Raw genomic sequence first — 23,613 nt, forward strand, 5'->3', positions numbered from 1 at the left:
AGACTGCATTTCCTATCGGGGAGTGCAGTTTTTTTGTTGAAGAACATATATTGATTAAATATTTCATTTAATATATATTATAGTTACTAAAATAGTATAAAACGGCGGTGAATGAACCTATGCCTGCACTGAACCCGACACCTGCGGTCAATACACCTCTTAAAATCAACGGCTCCCGGATCTGCCGGGGGGATATGGACGCCTCCCAAGTGGAAGTGCTGGGCCACCTGCATGTCAGCGGGAGCTTGACCACAGCACGCCTGAGGCTTAGAGGAGAATGCTCCATAGGGTTATCTTGCAATACGCAGGAGCTAAGCAGCTTCGGCAGTCTGCGCGTTCCTGAACTCAGGGGCGTGAGCATCACAGCCAATGGATACCTGTCTGTTACCGGTGAGGTTGCCGCAGAAGAATTCAAAGCTGAGGGCTGCGTACGTATAGACCGCTTGTCCTGCACGGGAACCATCCGCATCAAGCCGGGGGCCTTGTGCAAGATCAGGCACATGACCTCAGAAGGTGCTATTATCGTGTCGCCCTCCTCCAGGCTGCTCCCTATTCCGCTGAGCCCTTTCCGCAAGCTGCGCTGCGGGATCATTGAAGGGGCTGACCTCACCCTATACCGGACGCAGGCAGACCTTGTGTGCGGACAGAATGTTACGCTCGGGCCGGGATGCTCCATCCGGGAGATCCGTTACCGGGAGACGCTGACGATTCATCCACATTCCCAGGTAGGCAAGATTATTCAGATGAATACATAACGTTGGAGGTACACGACATGAAATCTTCTTCTTCTGGTGCAATGCCTATACTGCTGAACTATCTGGCAAAAGGATTCGTCATCCTCTTTGCATTGCCCGTGCTGGGCGTCTGGGTGGCCGGGAGCCTCATCTGTGCCGTCATCGCTCCGATAGCCGGCTTGCTGCGGACCTTCGGAGTCAGTGCCATAGGGATGAATCTGACCCCGACCTATTCGGTCCCGGTCTTTCTCAGCTTGCCCTTCAGCCTAGTTCTCGCTTTCCTCCTTCTCTTATCCTTTTATTACACCCGCCGTTTGCTGCTGAAAAGCCTAAGCTTCATCAGGTAGCCAAATCACCCTTACGGGTGAATAAGATTACTTGCGTACCAGCAAATGTATGCTGTTTTCCGCATACATTCGGGCCACATGCCTGCGCGCCAGCAAATGTATGCTGTTTTTCGCATACATTCGGGCCTCATGGCCTGCGTGCCAGCAAATGTATGCTGTTTTTCTCATACATTCGGGCCTCATGGCCTGCGTGCCAGCAAATGTATGCTGTTTTTCGCATACATTCGGGCCGCATGCCTGTGTGCCACTTATCCACATCAGAAGAAAATCATAATTTCCTAAACAGGTAGCCAAAAAGGGGTATTTCAGCAGCCATTCTCCGGTGCAGAAATACCCCTGTTTGTATGCGAATCACTCCGTACCAGCTGTTCAGCCTCTTCTAGGTGTGCGAAGCCGGCCCTATGAACGAAGCTCAAAGAGCCTGGCAATCTTGCCAGCGGGCAGCGTAACGGTCAAGCTGCCTTCCACAGCGTCCCAGCTCCACTGCGACCCGTGCGCCTCAGGATACGCACACCGGGCCTTCGCCTCGCGGCCCCTCAGCTCAGGAACGGGCAGCGTAACCGCAGCCGCTTCTCCGGCAATCCGCCATACAGCAATATAGCGGATGTCTCCATGACGGAGGCCGAAGCTGACCCATTCCCCTCCACTGTCAGGCAGACCGAGCGGCCAGAAGGCGAAGGCTTGCGGAATACAGGCGCGGATAGACTTGTAATAATCCAGCGCCTCCTTCACCAGCGCCCGGCGTCTTGGCGTCAGCTCGGCCAGATGGCCGCTCTGATGAACGCGAAGCAGCAGCGAGTTAACCATATTGAAGATGACCTCTTCATCGTCGCCTTCGCGCAGCGGATACGACCAGACTGCCGATTGCTCGGGAGTCAGTGCAGCCGGAGAGCCTGCAGCAATGGCAGCATACTTCACATAATCCTCCTGGTCACTGGTAGACTGGATGCTGTGGCGGCTGAGCATGGCGTAATCCATCCGCATCCCGCCGCTGGAGCAGTTCTCGATGACGAGCTGCGGATAACGGGCGAAGATGCTGTCCAGCCAGGCCAGATAAGCGCGGTTATGCTGCAATAGACCATCCCCGAAGCTGTCCGCCGCCGTCTCCGTGCCAATGCCTGCATTAATATTATAGTCCATCTTGATATACCCGACGCCGTATTCCCCGACCAGCCGGGCAATCACGCTGTCAGCATGCTTGATGACCGCCGGATTACGGTAATCGAGCTGATAGCGGCTGCGGTCCTTGACCCGCTTGCCATGGCGCATGAAGAACCAGCTGTCGTCGGTCTCCGCAAGCTTCGGACTGTTGATACCCATCACCTCAAGCTCCAGCCACAGACCCGGAATCATCCCCTTGCTGCGGATCACATCCAGCACGTATTTGATGCCTTCCGGGAAGCGTTCAGCCGAAGGCTCCCATTCCCCAACCCCGTCCCACCATTCACCGGGAGCATACCAGCCCGCGTCGATGCAGAAGTATTCACAGCCAACCTCGGCAGCAGCATCAATCAGCGGCAGCAGCTTCTCCGTTGTCGGGCTTCCCCACAGGCAGTTCATGTAGTCGTTGAAAATCACCCGCAGCAGCTCATTATCCTCATTCGGTCTGCGGATCAGCCGCCGGTACGCGGTAAGCTGCTCTGCCGCCTCTCCGAACCCGCCCTCTACTACACCTGCGGCCACCGGCACGGAGGTGAACGCTTCGCCAGGGGCAAGCTTCAACCACCAGTGGTTGTCATGTTCCGTAGGTCCGCTGACCAGCAGCGTAAGCTGATCTGCCTGATCCGTCAGCTCCCAGTGCCAGGAGCCGTTATGTTCAATCTGCCAGAACAAGCTTGTCCCGCTCTCCTTGTTGCGCAGCACAGCCATTGGCAGCAGCTCCGCCGCCGACCAGGAGCCGGTATTGCTGGCGGCAACCCGCTTCGAGCCACGATCGGCGAGATGGGACATGCCCAGCTCGGGCAGGCTGTAGCTTTTCCACTGCAGCTCACTCTGCCACCCGCTGTGAGCAATACTCACTTCGATTTTGTCATTGCGGTCTCCGCTGCCCTCTTTGTCCACCCCAGTGAGTGCGAATGAAGAGATATACTCCACAGCCGCTTCCGCACCGCCTTCATTTCGAACCACTGTCCAGGAACGGACAATCTGCACACCAGTATAGAACTGATAATGCTGTACTGCCTTCACACCCGTCAGCGGGTCAGCCAGCGTAAGCTCCAGCTTCCGTCCCAGCGGATTCACCGTGTCCCTGTGCCCGTCATACACCATGCGCAATCCCGGATAGGATGCACGGTGCGTCCGCCCGTGATATTCCGCCCGGTCTTCCCCCGACAGCTGCAGTTCCAGCAGCCGGAAGCTTGCCTTATGCTTGTCTTCTATGCTCCCTGCTTCCAGCGGCGCTGCGCCGAAATGCAGCAGCCGCACATCCTGCTCCGCTGTAATTTCTATTGTAAGATAAAGCCCGTTCTCGGCTATGTCTATGAGCCTGCTCTGCATATCTGATTTACCCTCCTTATAAAGGATGTTGTCCTTGATTCCCTCTTTTTCTGCCTCCCCTGATTAGGAGGCCATCTCTTCTATTCGTAACTCCTAATTTTCCTGCGGTGCTCGTGTAAGTGGCGAAGTAACGGAGGGAGGTTTGGAATTGGAGGAGCGGCAGCGCCCGCCTTTATGTTTGGATTTCTACTGCGGCCAGCAGTTTAAATCGGGAAATCCAAACATAACAGCGGCCGGAAATCCAAAGCTCACGCAGTTACGTCCAGCCACTTACAACCTCCCCCGCCGATTAATCCGCGTTACATAGAAAGATGGCCTCTCAGCAATCCTCAGAGGCCATCCTTAATCCTAATTTTATTCCGCAGACCCGAATTGAATCCAGGCCTTCTGAATTTCATCCATCGCCTGATCCTTCGTCTTGCTGCCGCCGATATAAGCCTGCATCAGCTCACCGAATTTCTGGTGGAACGTATCCAGCGAGTAGTTGACCGACAGGTCGCCGGATTTCTCCGTCTTCAGGATTTCTTCCATTTCCTTAGGCATTTGCAGGTCAGGCATCGGCGCATCCTTGATTGGAGGAATGACCTTGGCTACGTTAGAGAACCAGCTCTTCCCGTAGTCGGAAGTATACAGCCAGTTGAAGAACTCAATCGTCTCTGCCGCTACCGCAGAATCCTTATTGATCCGCAGTGCCTGGTCGGCACCGGTGATGATCTGGGACTGCTCCGGTTTGTCACTGACAGGATACCCGGCGATGCCGAGGTCAAAGTCAGGGGTGATTTTCTTAATCGCTTCTTCATCCCACGCGCCTTTACCGGTCATGAAGGCTGTTTTGCCCAGGGCGAAATCACTGACCTCAGCATTGCTGTCGCGTTCAAGCGGCTTGTCTGTTCCGTGTTTAACCGTTGTATCAATGAAGCTGAAGAAGTTATCGCTCAGCACCGGATGATCCTTGAAGGTCGTCTTCCCGGCGATGAAGTCCGCTACGAGCGTCTTAGCATCCGTTCCGGCATCGGTCGCTGCGGCATCTACGAAGTGCTGGAAGATATGCTTCCATACCCACCACTCTTTGTAGGCGTTGGCGAAGGGGGTGATGCCCTTGGCTTCAAGCTTGGTAATCGCATCGTCCATTTCAGCAGTTGTCTTAGGCACTTCAGTGATGCCGGCATCGGCCAGCAGCTTCTTGTTGTACATCAGGACGAACAGGTTGCCCTTCACCGGCAGTCCGAGGACTTTGCCATCTGTAGAGCTCATGTTGGAGCGGACGGCATCCGTCATCGCTGCGGCCAGCGGTTCATTGGTAAGATCGGCACTGTATTCGGCAAAAGTATCGATATCCCCGCCCGCCGTGGTCTGGAACACATCCGGTGTGCTGCCGGCGGCAATTTTGGACTTCAGCACCGTATTGTAGTCTGCCTGCATGATTTCCAGATTGATCGTAACATTCGGCTTAACCTTCTTGTATTCCGCAATATAAGCATTGAAGGCATCCGTGTATTCGGGAGAGGCGGTGAACATATTAATCGTGACGGGCTTAGCGGAATCCGTTGGTGTATTGCCTGAACCAGCTGCTCCACCCGTGTTGTTAGCGGCATTATTGGTGTTATTTCCGCCGCAGCCGGCCAGCAGTCCGCCCACCAGCAGCAGACTCGCAGATAATGCCATGAATCGTTTTAACATGATGTTGCCCCCTTTTTCCTTATGCATCTTGTGGTCTTGCTCATCATTCTAAATAAAAAGAAAAAGGATAAGAATGTACATAAGTGAACTGATGAGGGTAAAAAAGTGTCCATGTAACCGTTTCACTTTTCTACCCCTGGCAGCTGCAGCCGGAATTCAGAAGGGGAGCAATCATAGTAATTGCGGAAAGCCTTGCTGAAATAGTTCTTGTCCTTGTATCCCAGCATTTCAGAGATATCCTGAATTTTGAGGGCAGGGTCGCGTAGCAGCGCTTTGGCCTTGTCCATCCTTACCTTTTGCACATACTCGTGAATGCCGTAGCCGTATTGTCCCTTGAACAGCTTCATCAGATACTCTCTGCTGAGGAAATATTGTTCCGTGAACATCGATATTTTAATGTCCTCGAAATAATGGTTATCAATATACGCCTTGATATTCTCCAGCACGCTGCTGCGGTCTCCGGCCACTGTCCGGCTGATCTCGCCCGCATAACGGTCGAAGATATTGTTAAGCACGCCCGCAAACTGCTCAAAGGAAGAGAAGTCGCTGAGGATGCCCAGAGATGCCAGGCTGCTGTCCTTCCCGCTGCGGATCTGCGGCGGCATGGCATCCAGCTGGGCAGCAATCTCGCCCAGCAGCAAGAGAAAGCCCTGCAGGGTCCGGTCCGCTTCCCCGAGCGTGAACCCTTCCGTCTCCTGGCAGTTGCGGATGAATTCGCTGAGGATGCTGCGGGCATGATTCACATTCCCGCCCTCCAGCGCACTGCGGATCTGCGGCATCCGCCCGGTCAGGGAGGGAATATCCTTCGCTGCGGGATTCATCACGATGCCCTGCACAATCAGACTGCCCCTCAGGCTGAGCAGGTCAATCGTATCCAGTGATGCTTTGGCCTGCTCATAAGAAGCGGCAATGCTGAGCGAATCACTGTAAGGCTCCCCGATTCCGCCTGCACAGATGATCCCGAACAGCTCCTTCAAGGTAGAGGCTGCTTTCTTCATATGGTGCAGCGACAGGAAGGCTGCATCCGCTTCATACCCGCCCTTCATGGTGAAGATGGCAATGAACTCGCGCTCCCCCTTGGGGCTGGCGAAGCTGAACGACTCGAACTGTCCGTCCGTGTTCTCGTTCATCACATTCGTTACGGCAAAATGCAGCAGATCCCGGTCCCCATGGAATCTTTCCTTACGCACCTGCTCCAGATTAAGCATCCGCAGCAGGCCGACAGCGAAGTGGCTGGCCGCCCCGTCCGCCCCGATCAGCGGGAGAAAAGCCTCATTGGACTGGGTCTTGAAGCTCCGGTCAATGATGGACAGATACATCTTCTCCTTCAGCTTCGGCAGCGACATATTGAGTGTAATATTGCGGCTTATGAACTCGCTCTCCCGCTTCCGCTTGGCCTCCAGCACCCCCACCGCCTTGCGCAGCGCATGGTTAAGATCTGTGCGGTTCACCGGCTTCAGCAGGTAATCCACCACCTTCGAGCGGATGGCCTGGCGCGTATACTCGAAATCATTATAGCCGCTGATCACAATCAGCAGCAGGTCCGGGAATTCCTGCTCGGCAATCTGCAGCAGCTCGGCTCCGCTCAGCTCCGGCATTTTCATATCCACCAGCACCAGATCGAACCGCTCACGGCGCAGCAGCTCAAGTCCCGCCTTCCCGTCTGTCGCCTCCCGCACCTCGCTGACCCCGAGACCCTCCCAATCCCCCAGAATGTGGATCGCTTCGCGCAGCGGCTCCTCATCATCAATAATCAGCACTCTATACATGTTGTCCTACTCCTCCCCGCGGCAGCCGCATATCCATTCGTGTTCCCTGCTCTGTGCTATGAATGACCAGACCCGACTCTTCCCCATACAAAAGCTTCAGCCGGGTATTCAGATTCTTCAGCCCGATACTCTCCATACCGTCCTCTTCGGCCGTGTCCGCTGCCCGGTCCTCCCACTGCATCTGAAGGGAGCTCAGCACCTGCTCCAGCCGTTCTCCGCGGATGCCCGGACCATCGTCCAGCACAGAGATGACGCTGTGTGTGCCGGTGATACGCGCCTCAATGGTGATGGTAACCGTACTCGATACCTTTTCCAGCGCATGCTTGATGCAGTTCTCCACCAGTGTCTGGATCGACAGCTTGGGAATCCGCAGCTCCATCAGGCTCTCATCCCAGTCGTACACCACCTGCATCCGGCTCCCGAACCGCGCCTTCTGCAGCGCCAGATACCGCTCAATATGCCGCAGCTCCTCCCTTGCTTGCACGACATCCTTGCCGCTAATGCAGTATCGCAGGGTCAGGGCCAGGTTGTCCACCATCTCGACAATATCGTCATTGTTGTTCTTGAGTGCCTTGGTAGAGATCGCCTGGAGCGCATTGTACAGGAAATGGGGATTAATTTCAGCCTCCAGGGCTTTAAGGACGGCGTTCTTTTCAACGATTTTCATTTTATAGCGTTCATTGATCAGCTCATTCGTCTTCTCGACCATCTTGTTGAAATGGCGCGACAGGTAGGCGATCTCATCCTTGCCTGCAACATAAGCCTGCGCATCGAAGCTCCCGGTACTGAACCGCTGCATCTGGAGCGACAGATTCTTCAGCGGATGAGTAATCCGGTTCGAGGTGAAGCTGACCAGCACCACAGAGACGATCAGGAACAGCAGGCCAATCGCCACACTTAACGTACGCGTCGTTGTAGCTGCTTCATAGATTTGAGTGTAGGGAATCGGCTTAACGAGCTTCCAGCCCTCCTTTTGGCTGATATCATAGATTACCAGGTACTTCTGCCCCTTGTCCGACCAGGTTACTCGTCCCTTCTGCTCCGGTGTCAGCAGCTTCGCCAGTCCCGCCTCCTTGCTCTCCCGGTAGAATTCCGTATCATCCACCTTGAAGGGCTCCCCGTCCGGGCTGATATACATCAGATGCTCTCCGGTGCTGAACGGGATATCCCGCATAATCTCATCGGTCACAGAAGCGTTCAAATATAGCGATAATACCGCCTGCGGCTCGCGTGACACGATGGAGCGGATCAGCCGGTGGTAGCCCATGAACACCTTGTTATGGTTAACAGGGTAATCGGCGCTGTTCACGCTGGCCGTCTGCTCCTCCACGAACGACTGATAGGAACGGTTATACGGACTCTTCAGCGCCCGCTTATACCACGGCAGGTCATCAATAGGCGGATGCTCGGATACGCGGACGGTGATGTTATAGTTCTCCTTGGTGACATAATAATATTTCTGCTCCTTGATTACATAGAGATATACAGCCTCCAGATCATTGCGCGAAAAATACAAATTCCGCAGATAATCCTCCACGTACATCCGGGAGCTGTAATCTTCTGATTCATGCAGAAGCGCATAATTGAACTCATCGTAGGAGATCTGCGGCAGAGACAATTGCTCCACCCCGCTCAGGTAGCTCTCCAGATTCCGTCCGACCAGGAGCAGGTTATTGCCCGTACTGGCAATGCTGTTATCGACCGATTCCCGCTGCAGCATGCTATAGGATATGTAGGTGAGTGAACTGACCACCAGGATGATAATAATCGTAAACAACAGAATCAGCTTGTTAGCCAGACGGCGGGATACCCGCGCAAGCAGTGGCTCTATCAGCTTACTCCACACTTTTCTCATGATGCTCTCCGCTCTCCCCGCTGCCGGTTTGGGGACTTTTCCGGCCTCCGCAGTCCGTTCACCTTTTTACCCTTAACTGTACTCTTAAATCCATTTTTGACGATCCGGGTCTGCTCTATAATACACAATATAGACTAACCGGAATGGTTAAGTGTGGCAAGCCAGGCCTAATACTCCCACCCTATAACTCAAGAAGAGGTGCATCCATGTTAAAAACACTCGGAAAACAGTGGCGTGAGAAATTCGAATTCGGAATCTTTACTCTCCCGGTTCTGATCTGTATCGCTGTTGCCTTCTATATCCCCTTCGCCATGACCATCCGCTATTCGATGACCAAGTGGAACGGGATCTCCAAGCACCCCAAGTTCGTCGGACTGGATAATTTCAAGCAGATCTTCTCGGGCGATACCAACTTCTCCGATGCCGCCTGGTTCACGATTAAATATGCAGTACTCTACATTGTCATAGTCAATGTGCTGGCGATTCTGCTGGCCGTGCTGCTGGACATGAAGCTGAGAAGCACCTCCTGGCTGAGAGCGGCCTTCTTCATCCCTTATATCCTCAGTCTGGTCATTGTCGGCTTCATCTGGAAGTTCATCTTCATGCAGGGCTTCAACTCGCTGGGCGAGAGCACCGGCTGGGCGATCTTCGACTTAAGCTGGCTCGGGACACCGGGACTGGCCTTCATCTCCATCCTGGGTGTATCCATCTGGCAGTCGATCGGGTTCTATCTGGTCATCTACATCGCTGGTCTGCAATCCGTACCTGAAGATCTCAAGGAAGCTGCCACGGTTGACGGTGCCGGACCGATGAGACGATTCTTCAGCATTACGCTGCCGCTGCTTGCCCCATCGATCACGATCTCTGTGTTCATGGCGCTCACCAATTCAATCAAGGTGTTCGACGTCATCCTGTCGCTAACCGGCGGCGGTCCCGGCGGAACTACTTACAGTATTGCTTATGATATCTACAGGGATACGTTCCAGAACAATCTGTACGGCTACGGCACGGCGAAAGCGCTTATCCTGTTCCTGGCTGTGCTTGTCGTGACGATCATCCAGCTGACCGTCTTCAAACGGAGAGAGGTAGAGGCCTAATGACAACCAAACACAACAAGGCAGGCAAGATCATCCTGGAGGTTATTCTGGTCCTCTTGTCTCTGCTATTCCTGTATCCGCTGTTTCTAACCATCATCAATTCGCTCAAAAGCTTCGGCGAGGTCATGACCGATGTCATCGCCCTCCCGCAGAAGCTGACCTTCAGCAACTACGCCTATGTCTGGGAGTTCATTAACTATCCGCGTCTGTTCCTGAACAACTTCATCATTACTGGTGTAGGCCTGCTCGGTATCGTATTCATCTCCTCCATCGCCGCCTATAAGCTGGCCCGGACCAAGACCAGATGGAGCGGTGTCCTGTACTTCCTGTGCATTATGCCGATGCTGATCCCGTTCCAGTCGATCATGCTCACGGTCCTCCAGACCGCCAAGAACCTCAACCTGTCGGAGAGCACCTGGGGACTGGGTCTGCTGTATTGGGGCTTCGGCGCTCCGCTGGCGGTGTTCATCTATCACGGCTTCGTGAAGGGTATCCCGACAGAGATTGACGAGAGTGCGACGATTGACGGCGCTTCCGGCTTCCGCCTGTTCTTCAGCGTGATCTTCCCGCTGCTGAAATCGGTCACCACGACCATTGTCATCATCGATGTCATGTGGATCTGGAATGACTTCCTGCTCCCGCTATTGATGGTCAATGGTTCGCCGGAGACGAAGACGTTAACGCTGGCCGCTTACACCTTCGTGGGCCAGTATACCTCGGACTGGCAGTATGCCATGACCGCTATGGTAATGGCAGTGCTTCCATCGATCGTGGTATTCATCTTCCTGCAGAAATACATTGTGAAGGGCGTTGTCGCAGGGGCGGTTAAGGGGTGATGCTAACCTTCGCCTCTCCCTTCTCTTTTACCAGCTGGAAATAAAGAAAGGCACGGCCTGAGCAAATTTGCTTGGGCCGTGCCTGTTTCTGTTTTGATTGCGGGTCTAATCGTCACTGCGGTGATTTTGGACTTCCGACCGCTGTTAGGTTTGGATTTCCCGATTCAAACTGCTGGCCGCAGTAGAAATCCAAACCTAAAGGCGGACGCTGCCGCTCCTCCAGTTCCAAAATCCCCTCCGTTCCTTCACCCTTGAATCGTTTTATAAAACAATAAGTAGTTCACAACCAAATTCAAAAAAATTTCCAACCAACTTAAAAATTAGACGTTCGCAGTCACTTCTGAATTAGCAAAATCTATGCACCACCTGCCAGCCATCCCGGATTCCCCCAGGAGATGCGGACTCAGATGACCTTATTTCGCTGATATTGCCCTGTTTTTCGCGCCTGCGGACTCAGAAGCACTTATTTTGCAATTTCGGGCCTGCAATGACTGCAAATAAGCAGCTTAAGGTCTTCTGAGTCCGCAAGTTCGGCGAATCCAGCCTTTTCAGGACTAATAAGGGCCTCCCTGTCCGCATAAAACCGTGAAGCACCACTCCAGCCTCCCTGCGAAAGCAATGGGGCGATGTCCACGGGGCGATGGGCCACGGGAGCAGAGGGTCCATGGGACGATGAAGTTACTTAGTTACTTCTTTACCGTCTAAGCCCGATCCGGTACACCGGCGTAGCGGTCACACTATGGAACACGGCAACGGCTTCGCCCTCGAATACCTTCTCCACAGCCATGGCGGCATCGTCGGCCAGCTTAACAGCACCTGTCCGGCGAGGTGTCGTTTCCAGAACGATCTCGCCCCGGCGCAGTACCTCCCGGAACCGGGATAGGCCGATTTCCCACGGCAAGCCGTTATAGAAATGGTCGTGGAACAGCTTCCCGGCAGCGAAGGCATAGCCCACATTCCCTGTATAATCAATGCTCAGCAGGACTTCTTCCGTGCTCTCCAGGATTTCCTCAGGTAACTGGAGGACAACCTTGTGGTCCTGAATCCGGCGCATCGTAACCGTGATTTCCTCCTGCGGTACCTGTACCTCATAAGCCTGGAACCAGCCATCCTGTCGTCCGCTGACCGTAGCATCAGCCTGTGCCGTATTCCACTGCGTTGCCGTCTCTGCTCCGCCTGTGTATTCACGGAATGTTAATGCATGATGTCCCTGGCTGATGAATTCAATTCCGGTTGCGGTCTGAACCGGAGGAGCTGGTGAGAAGATGATGCGGCTGCAGCCGTTCTCCTCAAGCTCCCACAGAGTCGCGGCTTCACGTGCACTCATGGCATAGATACGGACTTCTCTGGCTCCCTCCCGCCGGATCACAATCATAGAAGATTGGTGATGCGGAATCAGCACATTATAGCCGCCATTCTCTGCTACGTCTCCGGTCTCCGCGCTCACCTCCAGAATACCGGCAGCTGCGTCAATCTGGAACTCAGCGTCGACGCCCTCTGGCATAGAGAAGAAGTAGGTGGCTGCTTCCTCCGTTTCAATAACAGTAACAGGCTGGGCCGTAGCTGCCTTAAGATTAAGACCATCCAGCGCGAAGTTGAACGGCAGCAGGAAGGAAGCCTTGGGCTGAACCGTCAGCTTGCTGCGCTGCGGGAAGCGAAGCGTCTCCTCTCCCAGTTCTACCGCAAACACAACCTCCTCGTGCGTATCCATCTCCACATGGTCCTGATAATTATTGACGAACAGGAAGCCAGCCTTGCCGTCCGTGCGGACTGCATAACGCAGTGTGTGCGCATCCTCCGGCGTAACTGCTTCTGCCCCTTCAGGAAGCACAGTTGCCATCGGTGCAAGCCGGTCTGCGAACCGGCGCAGGAAATAATGAAGCGGACGAAGCAGGTGATTCGACTCACGGATCTGGCCGAATTCACCAATCGGCGCCTGGAAGTCATAGGTCAGCTTCGGCGTAGTGCTTTCATTCAGGTATCCCGTTCTTCCCACCGGATTGGTTCCGCCATGGAACATATAATACCCGATGAAGTTGCAGCCTCCGGCAAGCTTCATTAAGGTCATGGCGATGACACTTTCCGGCTCCACCTGGAACCGGGACAGATACCAGGTCTGCATCCCGCCGCCCATCTCACAGCAGGCGAACGGGTATTTCGTCCGCGCATACGGCGGATCGAATTCGCCGCCCGGCGCCTTGTCATCATGGAAGTTCACGAATACGTATTCCGGCGTCGGCTTCTGGACCTGATTCGGGTCACTGATGCTCCACGGAGTATAGGCATACCCTCCGTAGAGCGGAAGCACCTCATCCTCCAGGAACGGCGCCTCGCCCCAGCCGGTGCTGGTATAGATCGGAGCGATCAGACCGGAATCCACCGCATACTCCTTAAGCAGACGCATATGCTCAGAACCCGCTTCACCGCTCGCTCCGCCGCTGAGATATTCGTCACCCTGCTTGGCGGTCTCTTCCCAGAGAGCGGCCGCAGCATTCAGCTCATTCTCCAGCTGAATTCCGATCACCGGTCCGCCATCCTTGAACATCAGCCCATCGGCCTGATTGCCGATCTCCTTGAACAGGCGGTTCACATACTTCAGGTAGCCCTCGTCATTGGAGCGCACATCGAATTCCCGGCCGAACAGCCAGTCCGGCAGTCCGCCGTTACGGACCTCGCCATGACAGAACGGACCCACACGCAGGATGACGTATAGTCCATTATCCCGGCACAGCTCCACGAATCTCCGGAGATTGCGGTTGCCTGCCCATTCGAACGCTCCTTCCACCTCTTCATGATGATTCCAGAAGATATAGGTCGCCACCACATTGATGCCGGACAGCTTCATCTTGGCGATTTCACTCCCCCAATCCGCTTCGGGATACCGTGAATAATGGAATTCCCCGCAGATGGCGAAATAAGGCTTGCCGTTCAGCTCCATATAATAATTCGTGAAGCGGATCTCATCCCCTTGGGGATTGCTCCCGCCCAGACGCAGGGTGGACGGGTAGATCTCTTTGGCGGCCCTTAGGGCCTGAATCGTATATTTCATTGAAATTGCTCCTTTGCCATAATGTATGATCCGTATATAACCTATACCTATAATTTCACAAAAACTGCCCCAAAGCTATTGCTTTGGAGCAGCCCGTAAGCTTATTCTGTTATTTCTGCGCTGCAAGGAAAGCATCGATTTGTTTCTGCATTTCAGTCTGCACCTTATCCAGACCAGCTGATTTCAGCTGCTTGATCAGGTCTGCCTGGCCTTTCGCCAGATCATCAATCAGTCCATACTCCAGCGGAATCGCATAACGCAGCATCACGTTACCGATGTTAGCCACTTCGTTCTTCACTGGCGTAGTGTCGAAGACGAAGGTTTCCAGCGGGAAGTGATAGATGCTGGACTGCCAAGTGTTGAACATATCGTCCGCTTCCTTAGGATACGCTGCATCCTGACGGTTCAGCGGGGAGTTCCAGCCCCAGTTCGAGAAGCCCGTGTAGTTAGCGGCAGCAGGACCTGCGGTGAACTTCTTGTCACCTTCCGGATTGTAGTTGCTTCCGGCGATGCCGTACATAGTCAAGTCGTGAATTTCCTTGTCATTCTGCAGCAGATCGAGCAGCATCAGTGCGCGCTCAGGATTCTTGGAGGTTGCATGAACCGACATCCCGTTCTGAGTCGAGATCGCAGCAATTTTCTTCTTGTCCGGCGTAAGGTCGGCAATGCCCAGCTCCACATCCGGTTTGTCACGGCGCATTTCAGCCAGGTTAGCAGCTACAGTACCCAGATTGTGTGCATAGGAGGATACCTTGCCTGCTTTCACATCCTGCCATACATCGTTTTTGTTGCTGACTACGTTCTTCGACCACGCACCGTTATCGGCCAGGTCTTTGTAATATTGAAGCAGGGAAGTGAATTCCGGTGTGTCATAGATATTGAAGACTTTACCGGATGCATCATCCAGCTTGTACGCCAGCGGCAGCAGACTTGCATCTACCAGATTGAAGTTGTTGTTCTGCTCCAGCAGCGTCTGATCCAGCTCATGGAATTTCCAGCCGTCTGCCGGCTTGGCTCCATAGGCAGTAATCCCTTTTTCGTCCTTGGCAATCGCCTTCAGGTAAGTCGCGTACGATTCCGGACTGTTGATTTCCGGCAGGTTATGCTTTTTGCGCAGATCCTCACGGTACAGCACCACTTTGTCGGTTACTTCAACATTGTTGTTTGGAACCATGAAGAGCTTGCCGTCCACCTTGGCCTGATCCCAGTTCACTTTCGGCATAGCTTCCCAGGTCTGCGGCATATACTTGGTCAGCATATCCTCAGTCAGCTCCAGGAATCCGCCTTTCAGCGCCTGATCGTTATAGAAGGCCCAGTTCGCAGTATATACGAGGTCGAAGTCTTCATTCGCAGCGAATTTCAGCGGGTACTTCTGCGTCCAGTCAGACCAGTCGAGGAATTCGGTTTCTACGGTAGCATTGATTTTCTCCTTGAGCTTGGTGTTCAGCTCACCGAAGACCTTGTCATAATCTCCAGGCTGTGCTCCAACCAGGATCATTTTGAGCTTCACTTCTTTGGAGGTGTCCGGAGCGCCAGAATTTGTTGCGCCTTCCGATGCCGCCGGAGCCTTAGTGGCCTCCGCTCCTGTGTTAGCGTTATTATTGCCGCCGCAGGCACTGAGGACCGTTCCAAGCGCCATCATTGTTGCAAGCGTTACTGTCAGTTTCTTTTTCTTGTTCATCATGACCGATATTTCCCCCTTAAGTAATAGTTGCTTAAGTCTTTTATTGATAACCAGGTTACCCTGTAATCATCCTTTAACTGCGCCAATCGTAAGTCCTGTTACAAAATACTTCTGGATGAACGGATACGCCAGCAGGATCGGCCCTGTAGCCACAATCGTCATGGCCATCTTCAGACTTTCGGTTGGCAGGTCCGTGTTGACCACCGCACCGGAAGCCATCATCGCCTTACGCATTCCATCCATATTGCCTAACATTTTGTAGAGATAATACTGCAGCGGCATCAGCTCCGACTTGGAGATGAAGAGCAATGCATTATACCAGTCATTCCAGTAGGCCAAGGCAATGAATAGACCAATGGTCGCCAGGGCGGGCTTGGACAACGGCACAATCAGCTGCATGAAGATCCGGAAATCGCCGGCTCCGTCAATTTTGGCGGATTCTGTAATCGCATCCGGGATGCTGCTCATGAAGGACTTCATGACAATAATATAGAAGACGTTCATCATCATCGGCAGAATCAGTACCAGAAGCGTATCCTTCAGATGCAGATAGTTGATGATCATCAGATACCATGGAACCAGACCGCCGCTGAACAATGTAGTGAAGAAGAAGAAGAAGGAGAAGCGGCTGCGCCATTTGAAATCTCTCCGGGACAGCACGTAGGCTGTCATTGACGTCAGGAACAATCCGACAATAGTACCGATGGCTGTAACGGAGATCGTCACGCCATACGCTCTGAGCATCTCAGCCGGATACTTGAACAGCAGGCTGTACGCCTCTGTCGAGAAGGCGGTCGGGAAGATCTGGAACCCTTTCTCGATAATCGCGCTCTCTTCACTCAGAGAGGAAGAGATCACCAGAATGAACGGGAAGATACAGAAGATAGCCAGTACCGTTAGGGTTACGTATCCGATGATGGATAGTACCATTTTGTCCCGGCCTGCAGACTTTCTGCGTACTTCCGGTGATTGAATATTAGCAGTGGTTGAACTCATCGGGCATTACCTCCTTGTCCTAGAATAGAGCGCGATCCTTGTCGTATCGGCGTACTGCATAGTTGGCCAGCATGATAGTTGCGAAGCCGAGCAGAGATTGGTAGAAGCCGGCTGCCGCAGACATTCCGATTTCATTGGATGTGGTCAGTGAGCGGAAGACGAAGGTGTCGATTACGTCTGTGGATGAGAACAGCAGGCCGTTGTTGCCGACCATATTGTAGAACATCCCGAAGTCTCCGCGGAAGATATTACCGATCGCCAGCAGCACCAGAATGATGACGGTCGGCATCAGGTTCGGAACCGTAATTTTCATAATACGCTGGAAAATATTCGCGCCGTCAATTTCAGCGGCTTCATACATCTCGGTGTCAATGCTGGTAATCGCGGCCAGATACATGATCGTTCCGTAACCCAGTGTCTTCCACGCAGATACGACGACCAGAATGAACGGCCAGTAGGCTGCCGTATTATAAATATCGATTGGCTGCATCCCCAGTCCCTTCAGCAGCACATTGACCGTACCTACATCGAAGTTGAACAGATTGTACGCAATCGCGCCCACAACAACCCAGGAGATGAAATAAGGCAGGAACAATACCGTTTGGGTCAGCTTGCGGAACCATTTGCCCGCTACCTCGAACAGCAGGATCGCTGCGAAGATCTGAAGGACGTTGTTCACAACGATGAATGCGATATTATATAGCGCTGTATTTCGGGTTACGCGCCAGGCGTCACCGGAATCTATGAAGAATTTGAAGTTATCCAGCCCGTTCCACGGACTGCCGAATACCCCGCCCGTATAATCAAATTGCTTGAATGCCAGCACTATGCCCGACATGGGCAGATAAGCAAATAGCAGAAAGAACAATACTGCCGGTGTCAGCATAAGAAGCAAGGATCTGTATTTCTTGACGTCATCCCAGAATCCATGTTGTTTCTGTTTCATCTTGAATCCCCTTTCCCATTCCCATTTCTCTATAGCCTTATTATAAATAAGCGTCCTTCCGGTGTGGATTAGGGCTATCAACTAAAAGTAATACTTTTTCAACGATCCGTTTAAATATATACTTTCCAAAAAAACAAAAAACGTTGCCTCTGATTTGGAAATCAGGACTGGCAACGTTTGGTAATCATCAACTTAGATTTTCTGCTTCTTGCGGTATTCCCCCGGCGTCATGCCGGTGATCTGCTTGAACTGCCGGTTGAAATAGATAATATTCTTATAGCCCATCCGTTCGGCTATCTCATAGATCTTAAGCGTTGGATCACCGAGCAGCTCGAACACTCTGCCTGTCTTGCGTTCGTTAACATACTCGCTGAAGGGAACCCCATACTCTTCCTTGAACAGGAAGCCCAGATAATTCGGAGTGAAGTCGAAGTGGGCAGCCACCTCCTTCAGCGTGATCTTCTTCTCCAGATTCTCCTCCACATAATTCATAATCTCGTCGATCAGCTTGCGCTTCTGCCGCTGCCGCTTCACATACAGCAGCTCCGACAGCTCGAAGAATCTCCGCCTCATCCACGACAGGATATCGTGAATTGTCTCGAACTGGAACAGGATGTCCGGCTGATGGGACTCCCACTGGAGCAGCTCATACAGATTCTCATTCTGCTGCTGCAGGTCCGCATGCAACTTGGAGGTGATCCGGATAATCAGCTCATAGACATCCTTCTTGCCGGCATTCGTGAACAGCTCCAGCAGATGATCGTCAATCGCCACCAGATCGTACTGGATGATAGCCTCCAGCAGCTGCACAACGGTCTGTTCAATCCTTGCCCCCGGCGTCCCGCGCGGGGAGGACTCCAGATTATCGCGGATCAGCCGGTTCTTGCCCAGCAGCCACTTCGCACTGAGTGCAGCCGTTGCCTGCTGATAGGATTCATGCAGCCCCGCCTCATCCTGGGCGTAGCGCCCGACCCCGATGGTTAAGGTGCAGGGTGAGCTCCCGGCCATCTGCTTAATCAGCTCATCCAGCAGACTGAGGAAGCTGTCCTGCGGAAGGCTGCACAGAATGACGAACCGGTGATGATGGACGGGGATCAGTGTTCCCAGCTGGGTGCTCTCTACGAATGCTCTAATCAGTCCTGCCATCTGCCGCGTCTTGACCCGCGCATCCTCCTCAGACAGGTCGCGCATTTTCCATTCCAGATCATCGATCTCAATAATTGCTGCAGCCGCCCCCTTCATGAGCAGCGGATTCAGGGCACTGCGCAGATGCTGCTCCGCCGGCTCAGGCGATGCATCCTCGAACCAGCGCAGAATCAGCTCCTTGTTCACCAGAGACAGTGCCTCTGTGAAGGAGCGGTTCTTCTCCCGTTCCTGCTCCAGAGCAGCAGACAGAGATTCCAGCATGTCGTAGAGATCCTTGTCTTCCACAGGCTTCAATAAATAACCGGAGGCATTGATCTCAATCGCTTCCTTGGCATAGCTGAAATCCTCATGGCCGCTGATGAAGACAATTTTGACCTTTGGATGGATTACCTTCGCCCGGCGCGCGAATTCCGTCCCCGTCATAATGGGCATCCGTATATCGGACAGGATGATATCCACCCGCTCCTGTTCCATGATCTTAAGCGCATTGAAGCCGCTGTTCGCCGTTCCTACCACTGCAAGATCCAGCGGGCTGGCCAGCACTCTGCGCCGCAGCCATTCCAGATCAATCGCTTCATCGTCAACCAGCAATACATTGATACTCATCGCAATCTTGTCCTCCTGTACTTATACAGCGTCTGTCTTACAGCTCTTCATGTCCCTGAAGCCCGGCGGGAAGCAGCAGCCGCACGGTTGTCCCGCCTCCGTAGAAGCTGGCAATGCTCACCCCGTAAGCATCGCCGTATCTGAGCTTGATCCGCTCATCCACATTTTTCACACCGTAACCGCCCGACTGGCTCGGCCCCTGCATCATACGCTTAACCACTTCAGGACGCATGCCAATCCCGTTATCAATTACCTTGAGCTCAATATTGTCCCCCACCCGCTTGCCGGTCAGCCGGATGGCGATGGTCTCACCGAACCAGGCGTGCTTGAATATATTCTCGACAAAAGGCTGAAGCAGCAGCTTAATCACCTGCATGTGCAAAATCTCCTCGTCCACATCCACGTGCAGCGTGAAGGCATCCGCATATTTGACCCGCTGGATCTCCAAGTAAGTAGCCACCTGGTCCAGCTCCTTCTCCAGTTCAATATAGACATTGCCCTGATTGAGCGTCAGCCGGTAGAACCGGGACAGCCCCTGGACCATCTCCGTGACCTTGCCGATCTCGCCAAGATTGGCCAAGCTGCTGATCGTAGAGAGCGTATTATATAGAAAATGCGGATTGATCTGTGCCTGCAGGGCTTCCAGCTCCGCCTGCTTCTTCTGGATTCCCTGCACATACACGCTGTTGATCAGCCCCTGGATGTTGGAGGCCATATCATTGAAGGAATCTGCGATCTGCACGAATTCATCATTGCCGGAGAAGCGGATGCGCTTCTGGAAGTTCCCGTCCTGGAAGGAACGCACCAGACCTACGATCCGGCTCATTTTGCGTCCCGATATCCGTGCCACAACATAACCGATCAAGGTCATCACCAGGAAGCTCAGACTGCAGACCGCGATAATCACACGGCGCAGGCGTCCGGCATCCTGGGTCAGATATTTATGCGGAACCATTGCTTCAATCATGAAGTTACTGCCCGGAATCTGTTCCTGCAGCCTGAGGAAATTCTCCTCTCCGCTGCTGTTATTGGCAGGCCCCCGCTGGAACAGAACGTCCCCGGTGGTCTCCTCCACCAGCCGCAGCGTAATTCCTTCCTCCAGCGGGAAGGTGTCGAAGCCGCCGAACAGGTCCTCCAGCGATACCGTAATCCGCACATAACCGATCAGCGACTTGTAATCACTGAAGTTGACGAGTCTGCGCACATGTGAGAGGTTGCCCAGCTTCTGGTCCGTATCAATCTGCAGCCACAGATTATCACGCTTGGAATCCTTGAGCGACCGGTACCATTCACTGCCGGCAATATCATCCAGTGGCAGTATATAGTAATCGCTGGTAATGATCGGCTCATCCAGATTATCCCCGGACACAATGTTCAGATCTGGGTTCGGGGTGTAGAGCATGAAGCGGATCTTGTTCCCGAACAGCTGCAGCGGCGCGGTAATCTGGGGGATAATCTCGTCAAGCATCGTCAGATAGATCTCAAACGGCGTCCCCTTCAGCTCAAGCGCACGCTGGAACGGCTGGCTGCCGAACAGGTTGTCCGACATCCGCTGTATTTCATCCATCTGATAGCGGATATTGTTCCTCGACTGCTCCATGCCTGTGCGGATGTTGGACTCGGCCATCTCTGTCCTGGAATCCGTCAGCATGGAATAGGAGATATAGCCGATGAACACATCCGTGAGGAGAACCAGCAGCAGATAAGGAATCATCATTTTATAGGTGAAAGGCATGTACTTCTTAAGCTTGGGCATCATTCACTGGACATCCTCTGCATGGAATTCGTTATAGCTATTCTATTCCGAAACGGACCGCAGCACCACTTCTGCGTCATCCCCCTTGGCAGAACTAATATTCATATTGTAGAGCAGATTCACTCCGCGCTGTTAGCACAATGCTAAGAATGAATAGCACAAAATGAAGAATACCGGGATAACGCAAAACAGCCCAAGGAGGATTAGGAAGCGGCTCCCCGGGCTGTAAGAGATCGATCATACAGATTCATTGATAAGAACTGTTACGCGGCTTATTTCACAGCTTCTCACTGACTGCCCCGCTCGCTGCAATCTTCGCATTGAAGGAGAGCTGGTTCAGCTTCTTGATGGTCTCTTTATTGTAGGCATCCCCCATGAAATTCGGCTGGCCGCCAATGATTTTGACCGGAGTAATGCTGCTGGTCACCCCTGACGGGTTAATGGTGAAATTAACCAGCATGGAATGCAGGGTCTTGTCTCCGCCCCGTGTAGAACGGTTGAACACAAAGTTGCCCAATGAATAATAGATCGGCTTATGCTTGTAATATTCAATACTCATCAGACAATGACTATGCGCGCCAAGGATGATATCCGCCCCGCTGTCGATCATCTGCTTGGCCAGCTTCCGGGCATACGCTTCCGGGTAATCCTTGAATTCCTGATTCCAGTGAATATATACAACCGTATAATCATTATCCTTGGCAGACTTCTTAATCGCACTCAGCAGCGGCTCTGCCGTATAGGCTGAGGCAGCTCCCGGGCTGTTCTTGCCTGCATACCAGGAAGGGTCAGACAGCACACGGCTTGTACCCAGAACGGCGATCCGCTTGCCCTTGACGGTCTTGACATAAGGTTTGAAGGCTTCATCCATATTGGCACCTGCACCGGTGTGTCCAATATTGTTCTTATCCAGATGAATCAGCGTGTCCAGCATCGCGGTCCGGCCGTAATCCAGAATATGGTTATTAGCTATGGTGACACCGTCAATCCCCGCTTTGCTTAATCCCGCGAGTGCCGCCGGCTTGGAACGGAAGGCGAACATCTTGCTGGCCGCTGCCCCGCGCACCGAGACCGGAGTCTCCAGATTGGCAAAAGCAAGATCGGCCTTCTGCAGCACAGGCGCCACCTTGGCGAACGGGAAATCTACGCCATACTTGGCAATCTGATCGCCGACAAAGCCGTCCAGCAGAATATCCCCGGCAAACGTAAGGCGGATCTCCTCCTGCGTAGCAGCCCCCTTGGCGCTTATCCCCGCGGCAGGGACCAGCAGCAGAAGAATCATGAATATAACAGCATATCTGCGCAAAGTTCTCTAGCTCCTTTTTCTAATGTAATATAATAATGACTGTGACTAGGAAATATAGAACACAACGCAGGATGCACTCGCGCTTGCCTGCTGGTAGAACTCCCGGATGGCCTTGAAATACGTATAGATATAATCAAAGAATTCTTCCGCCTCATCCTCCTCCATAAGGGGGTAGACTCCTTCCTCCATCATCTGCCGGAAAGGGTAGTGTTCCCTTAGCCAGGCTTCTTCTATTCCCTCCAGAGCCTCTGCAGTCAGCTTCACCTCATCCGGTTCCAGGGCGAACACCTCGGCATCTGAATAGTGACCGATATAATGACTGGTCAGAGGGACAGCAGCGCCCAGGGGCGAAGAATTGCCTTCCTGTCCGCCATTCAGTATATAATGCAGGGCTTGCCAGGACTTATCGATATCCAGCTTGGGCCCGATTTCGTGCAGGCTCACTTCTTCCGTCCGGATCGACTGAAGCAATTCAGCATGTACAGCCAGGTAATTGCCGATCATCCCCATGAGATTGTCTCCTTCTTTCTTCTGCCTTGAAGCTATTCTACTACAAGGGAAGGAAACAACCAAATGATGGATGAATTTTGCTAGATTTGCGCCTTCTTCAGCACTGCCCGGAAGCAGCTCAGGCCGCCCCACTGGTCTGTACGCACGGCATCTGCCGGAAGATTGAAATCCGTCTCGCCCCAATACTGAAATCCAGCCTGGAGCAGAATCTCATTCATCCGCGGCAGGTTGACCGTCGGATGATCAAAGGTCAGCACCAGCAGTCCTTCTCCGTTAAGCGTTCTATGAAACTCACGGACGGCCAGGACCGCTTCCTGCACAGACAGATGCTCCAGCACCGAGATACAAAAAACCGTATCAAAGCTCTCATCCTCATAAGGCAGTGAGGTCAGATCAGCCTGGGCCAAGTGCAGCCTGTTCACAGGTCCGGCCTCCACCTGACGGGCTGCAGCTGCTCCGATATCCTCGGCGATATTCTGCATCATCGCTTCATGCGACAGAATCCGGGCATCCTTATCACAGGCATAGACCTCAGCGCTATGCTCGGCAAGATAGAATTTGAGCGGGTGTGAAATTCCGCAGGCTGCGTCCAGTACCACATCATGCGGTGAGATGAAATGGGTACACCATTCGTATTCATACGGACGGCTCCACCAGGCTTCCGGCAAATCATAAACCAGCTTGTCACGGCGTGCATCGGTATTCACAAAAAAACGGGAGACGTAAGGATGTGTCGGCATGGCCAGGACTCCTTTACTCGTGGGGATTTCGGTAGTCAGAGTATATTCACGAATCCCGGT

17 protein-coding genes are annotated in these 23,613 nt (G+C 53.2%); 4 read left to right on the forward strand and 13 right to left on the reverse strand.

The window, feature by feature from the left end; translation table 11 throughout:
- Positions 1-119 precede the first annotated feature (119 nt).
- Positions 120-755, forward strand: coding sequence for a hypothetical protein (locus MKY96_RS18775; protein WP_340942303.1), 636 nt, complete (start codon positions 120-122; stop codon positions 753-755).
- 17 nt (positions 756-772) lie between these two features.
- The gene (locus tag MKY96_RS18780) at positions 773-1,081 is read left to right on the forward strand and encodes a hypothetical protein (RefSeq protein WP_340942304.1); all 309 of its coding nucleotides are present in this window, start codon (positions 773-775) and stop codon (positions 1,079-1,081) included.
- 399 nt (positions 1,082-1,480) lie between these two features.
- Here MKY96_RS18780 and MKY96_RS18785 read toward each other — a convergent pair whose 3' ends face one another.
- From MKY96_RS18785 to MKY96_RS18800, 4 genes are all read right to left on the reverse strand, one after another.
- Positions 1,481-3,577, reverse strand: coding sequence for a glycoside hydrolase family 36 protein (locus tag MKY96_RS18785; protein WP_340942305.1), 2,097 nt, complete (start codon positions 3,575-3,577; stop codon positions 1,481-1,483).
- Between the two features lie 354 nt (positions 3,578-3,931).
- Entirely contained in the window at positions 3,932-5,257 is a 1,326-nt protein-coding gene (locus MKY96_RS18790; protein WP_076079030.1) for an ABC transporter substrate-binding protein, read from the reverse strand.
- 122 nt (positions 5,258-5,379) lie between these two features.
- The gene (locus MKY96_RS18795; RefSeq protein WP_340942308.1) at positions 5,380-7,026 is read right to left on the reverse strand and encodes a response regulator transcription factor; all 1,647 of its coding nucleotides are present in this window, start codon (positions 7,024-7,026) and stop codon (positions 5,380-5,382) included.
- Positions 7,019-8,881 (reverse strand): cache domain-containing sensor histidine kinase, encoded by a 1,863-nt coding sequence (locus MKY96_RS18800; RefSeq protein WP_340942309.1) that lies wholly within the window; start codon positions 8,879-8,881, stop codon positions 7,019-7,021. Before MKY96_RS18800 ends, MKY96_RS18795 begins: the two co-directional genes overlap by 8 nt.
- Before the next feature lie 206 nt (positions 8,882-9,087).
- Here MKY96_RS18800 and MKY96_RS18805 point away from each other — a divergent pair, with 206 nt between their 5' ends.
- Positions 9,088-9,978 carry a carbohydrate ABC transporter permease gene (locus MKY96_RS18805; protein WP_340942311.1) on the forward strand — a complete coding sequence of 297 codons (891 nt, stop codon included), beginning with the start codon at positions 9,088-9,090 and terminating at the stop codon, positions 9,976-9,978.
- Positions 9,978-10,814 (forward strand): carbohydrate ABC transporter permease, encoded by an 837-nt coding sequence (locus MKY96_RS18810; protein ID WP_076079033.1) that lies wholly within the window; start codon positions 9,978-9,980, stop codon positions 10,812-10,814. The genes MKY96_RS18805 and MKY96_RS18810 overlap by 1 nt, the downstream gene beginning before the upstream one ends.
- 694 nt (positions 10,815-11,508) lie before the next feature.
- Here the strand turns inward: MKY96_RS18810 and MKY96_RS18815 are convergent.
- The 9 genes from MKY96_RS18815 to MKY96_RS18855 form a co-directional block, all read right to left on the reverse strand.
- Positions 11,509-13,863 (reverse strand): beta-galactosidase, encoded by a 2,355-nt coding sequence (locus MKY96_RS18815; protein ID WP_340942312.1) that lies wholly within the window; start codon positions 13,861-13,863, stop codon positions 11,509-11,511.
- A gap of 109 nt (positions 13,864-13,972) precedes the next feature.
- Entirely contained in the window at positions 13,973-15,544 is a 1,572-nt protein-coding gene (locus tag MKY96_RS18820; RefSeq protein WP_445671489.1) for a DUF3502 domain-containing protein, read from the reverse strand.
- 69 nt (positions 15,545-15,613) lie between these two features.
- Positions 15,614-16,543 carry a carbohydrate ABC transporter permease gene (locus tag MKY96_RS18825; RefSeq protein WP_340942314.1) on the reverse strand — a complete coding sequence of 310 codons (930 nt, stop codon included), beginning with the start codon at positions 16,541-16,543 and terminating at the stop codon, positions 15,614-15,616.
- A gap of 19 nt (positions 16,544-16,562) precedes the next feature.
- Positions 16,563-17,489 carry an ABC transporter permease gene (locus MKY96_RS18830; RefSeq protein WP_340942315.1) on the reverse strand — a complete coding sequence of 309 codons (927 nt, stop codon included), beginning with the start codon at positions 17,487-17,489 and terminating at the stop codon, positions 16,563-16,565.
- Positions 17,490-17,681: 192 nt separating this feature from the next.
- Entirely contained in the window at positions 17,682-19,241 is a 1,560-nt protein-coding gene (locus tag MKY96_RS18835; protein WP_340942316.1) for a response regulator, read from the reverse strand.
- Between the two features lie 37 nt (positions 19,242-19,278).
- On the reverse strand, positions 19,279-21,000 hold the full coding sequence (locus tag MKY96_RS18840; RefSeq protein ID WP_340942319.1) for a sensor histidine kinase: 1,722 nt from the start codon (positions 20,998-21,000) through the stop codon (positions 19,279-19,281).
- A gap of 274 nt (positions 21,001-21,274) precedes the next feature.
- Positions 21,275-22,279: a CapA family protein gene (locus MKY96_RS18845; protein ID WP_445671490.1), complete on the reverse strand. Its 1,005-nt coding sequence runs from the start codon at positions 22,277-22,279 to the stop codon at positions 21,275-21,277.
- Between the two features lie 69 nt (positions 22,280-22,348).
- The gene (locus MKY96_RS18850) at positions 22,349-22,813 is read right to left on the reverse strand and encodes a YfbM family protein (protein WP_340942324.1); all 465 of its coding nucleotides are present in this window, start codon (positions 22,811-22,813) and stop codon (positions 22,349-22,351) included.
- A gap of 80 nt (positions 22,814-22,893) precedes the next feature.
- A complete protein-coding gene (locus MKY96_RS18855) occupies positions 22,894-23,553 on the reverse strand; it encodes a class I SAM-dependent methyltransferase (protein WP_340942326.1) in 660 nt (219 codons plus the stop codon).
- Between the last annotated feature and the right edge of the window lie 60 nt (positions 23,554-23,613).

The sequence above is a fragment of the Paenibacillus sp. FSL R7-0302 genome (assembly GCF_038006885.1).
In the GTDB taxonomy this organism is placed as follows: Bacteria; Bacillota; Bacilli; order Paenibacillales; family Paenibacillaceae; genus Paenibacillus_AQ.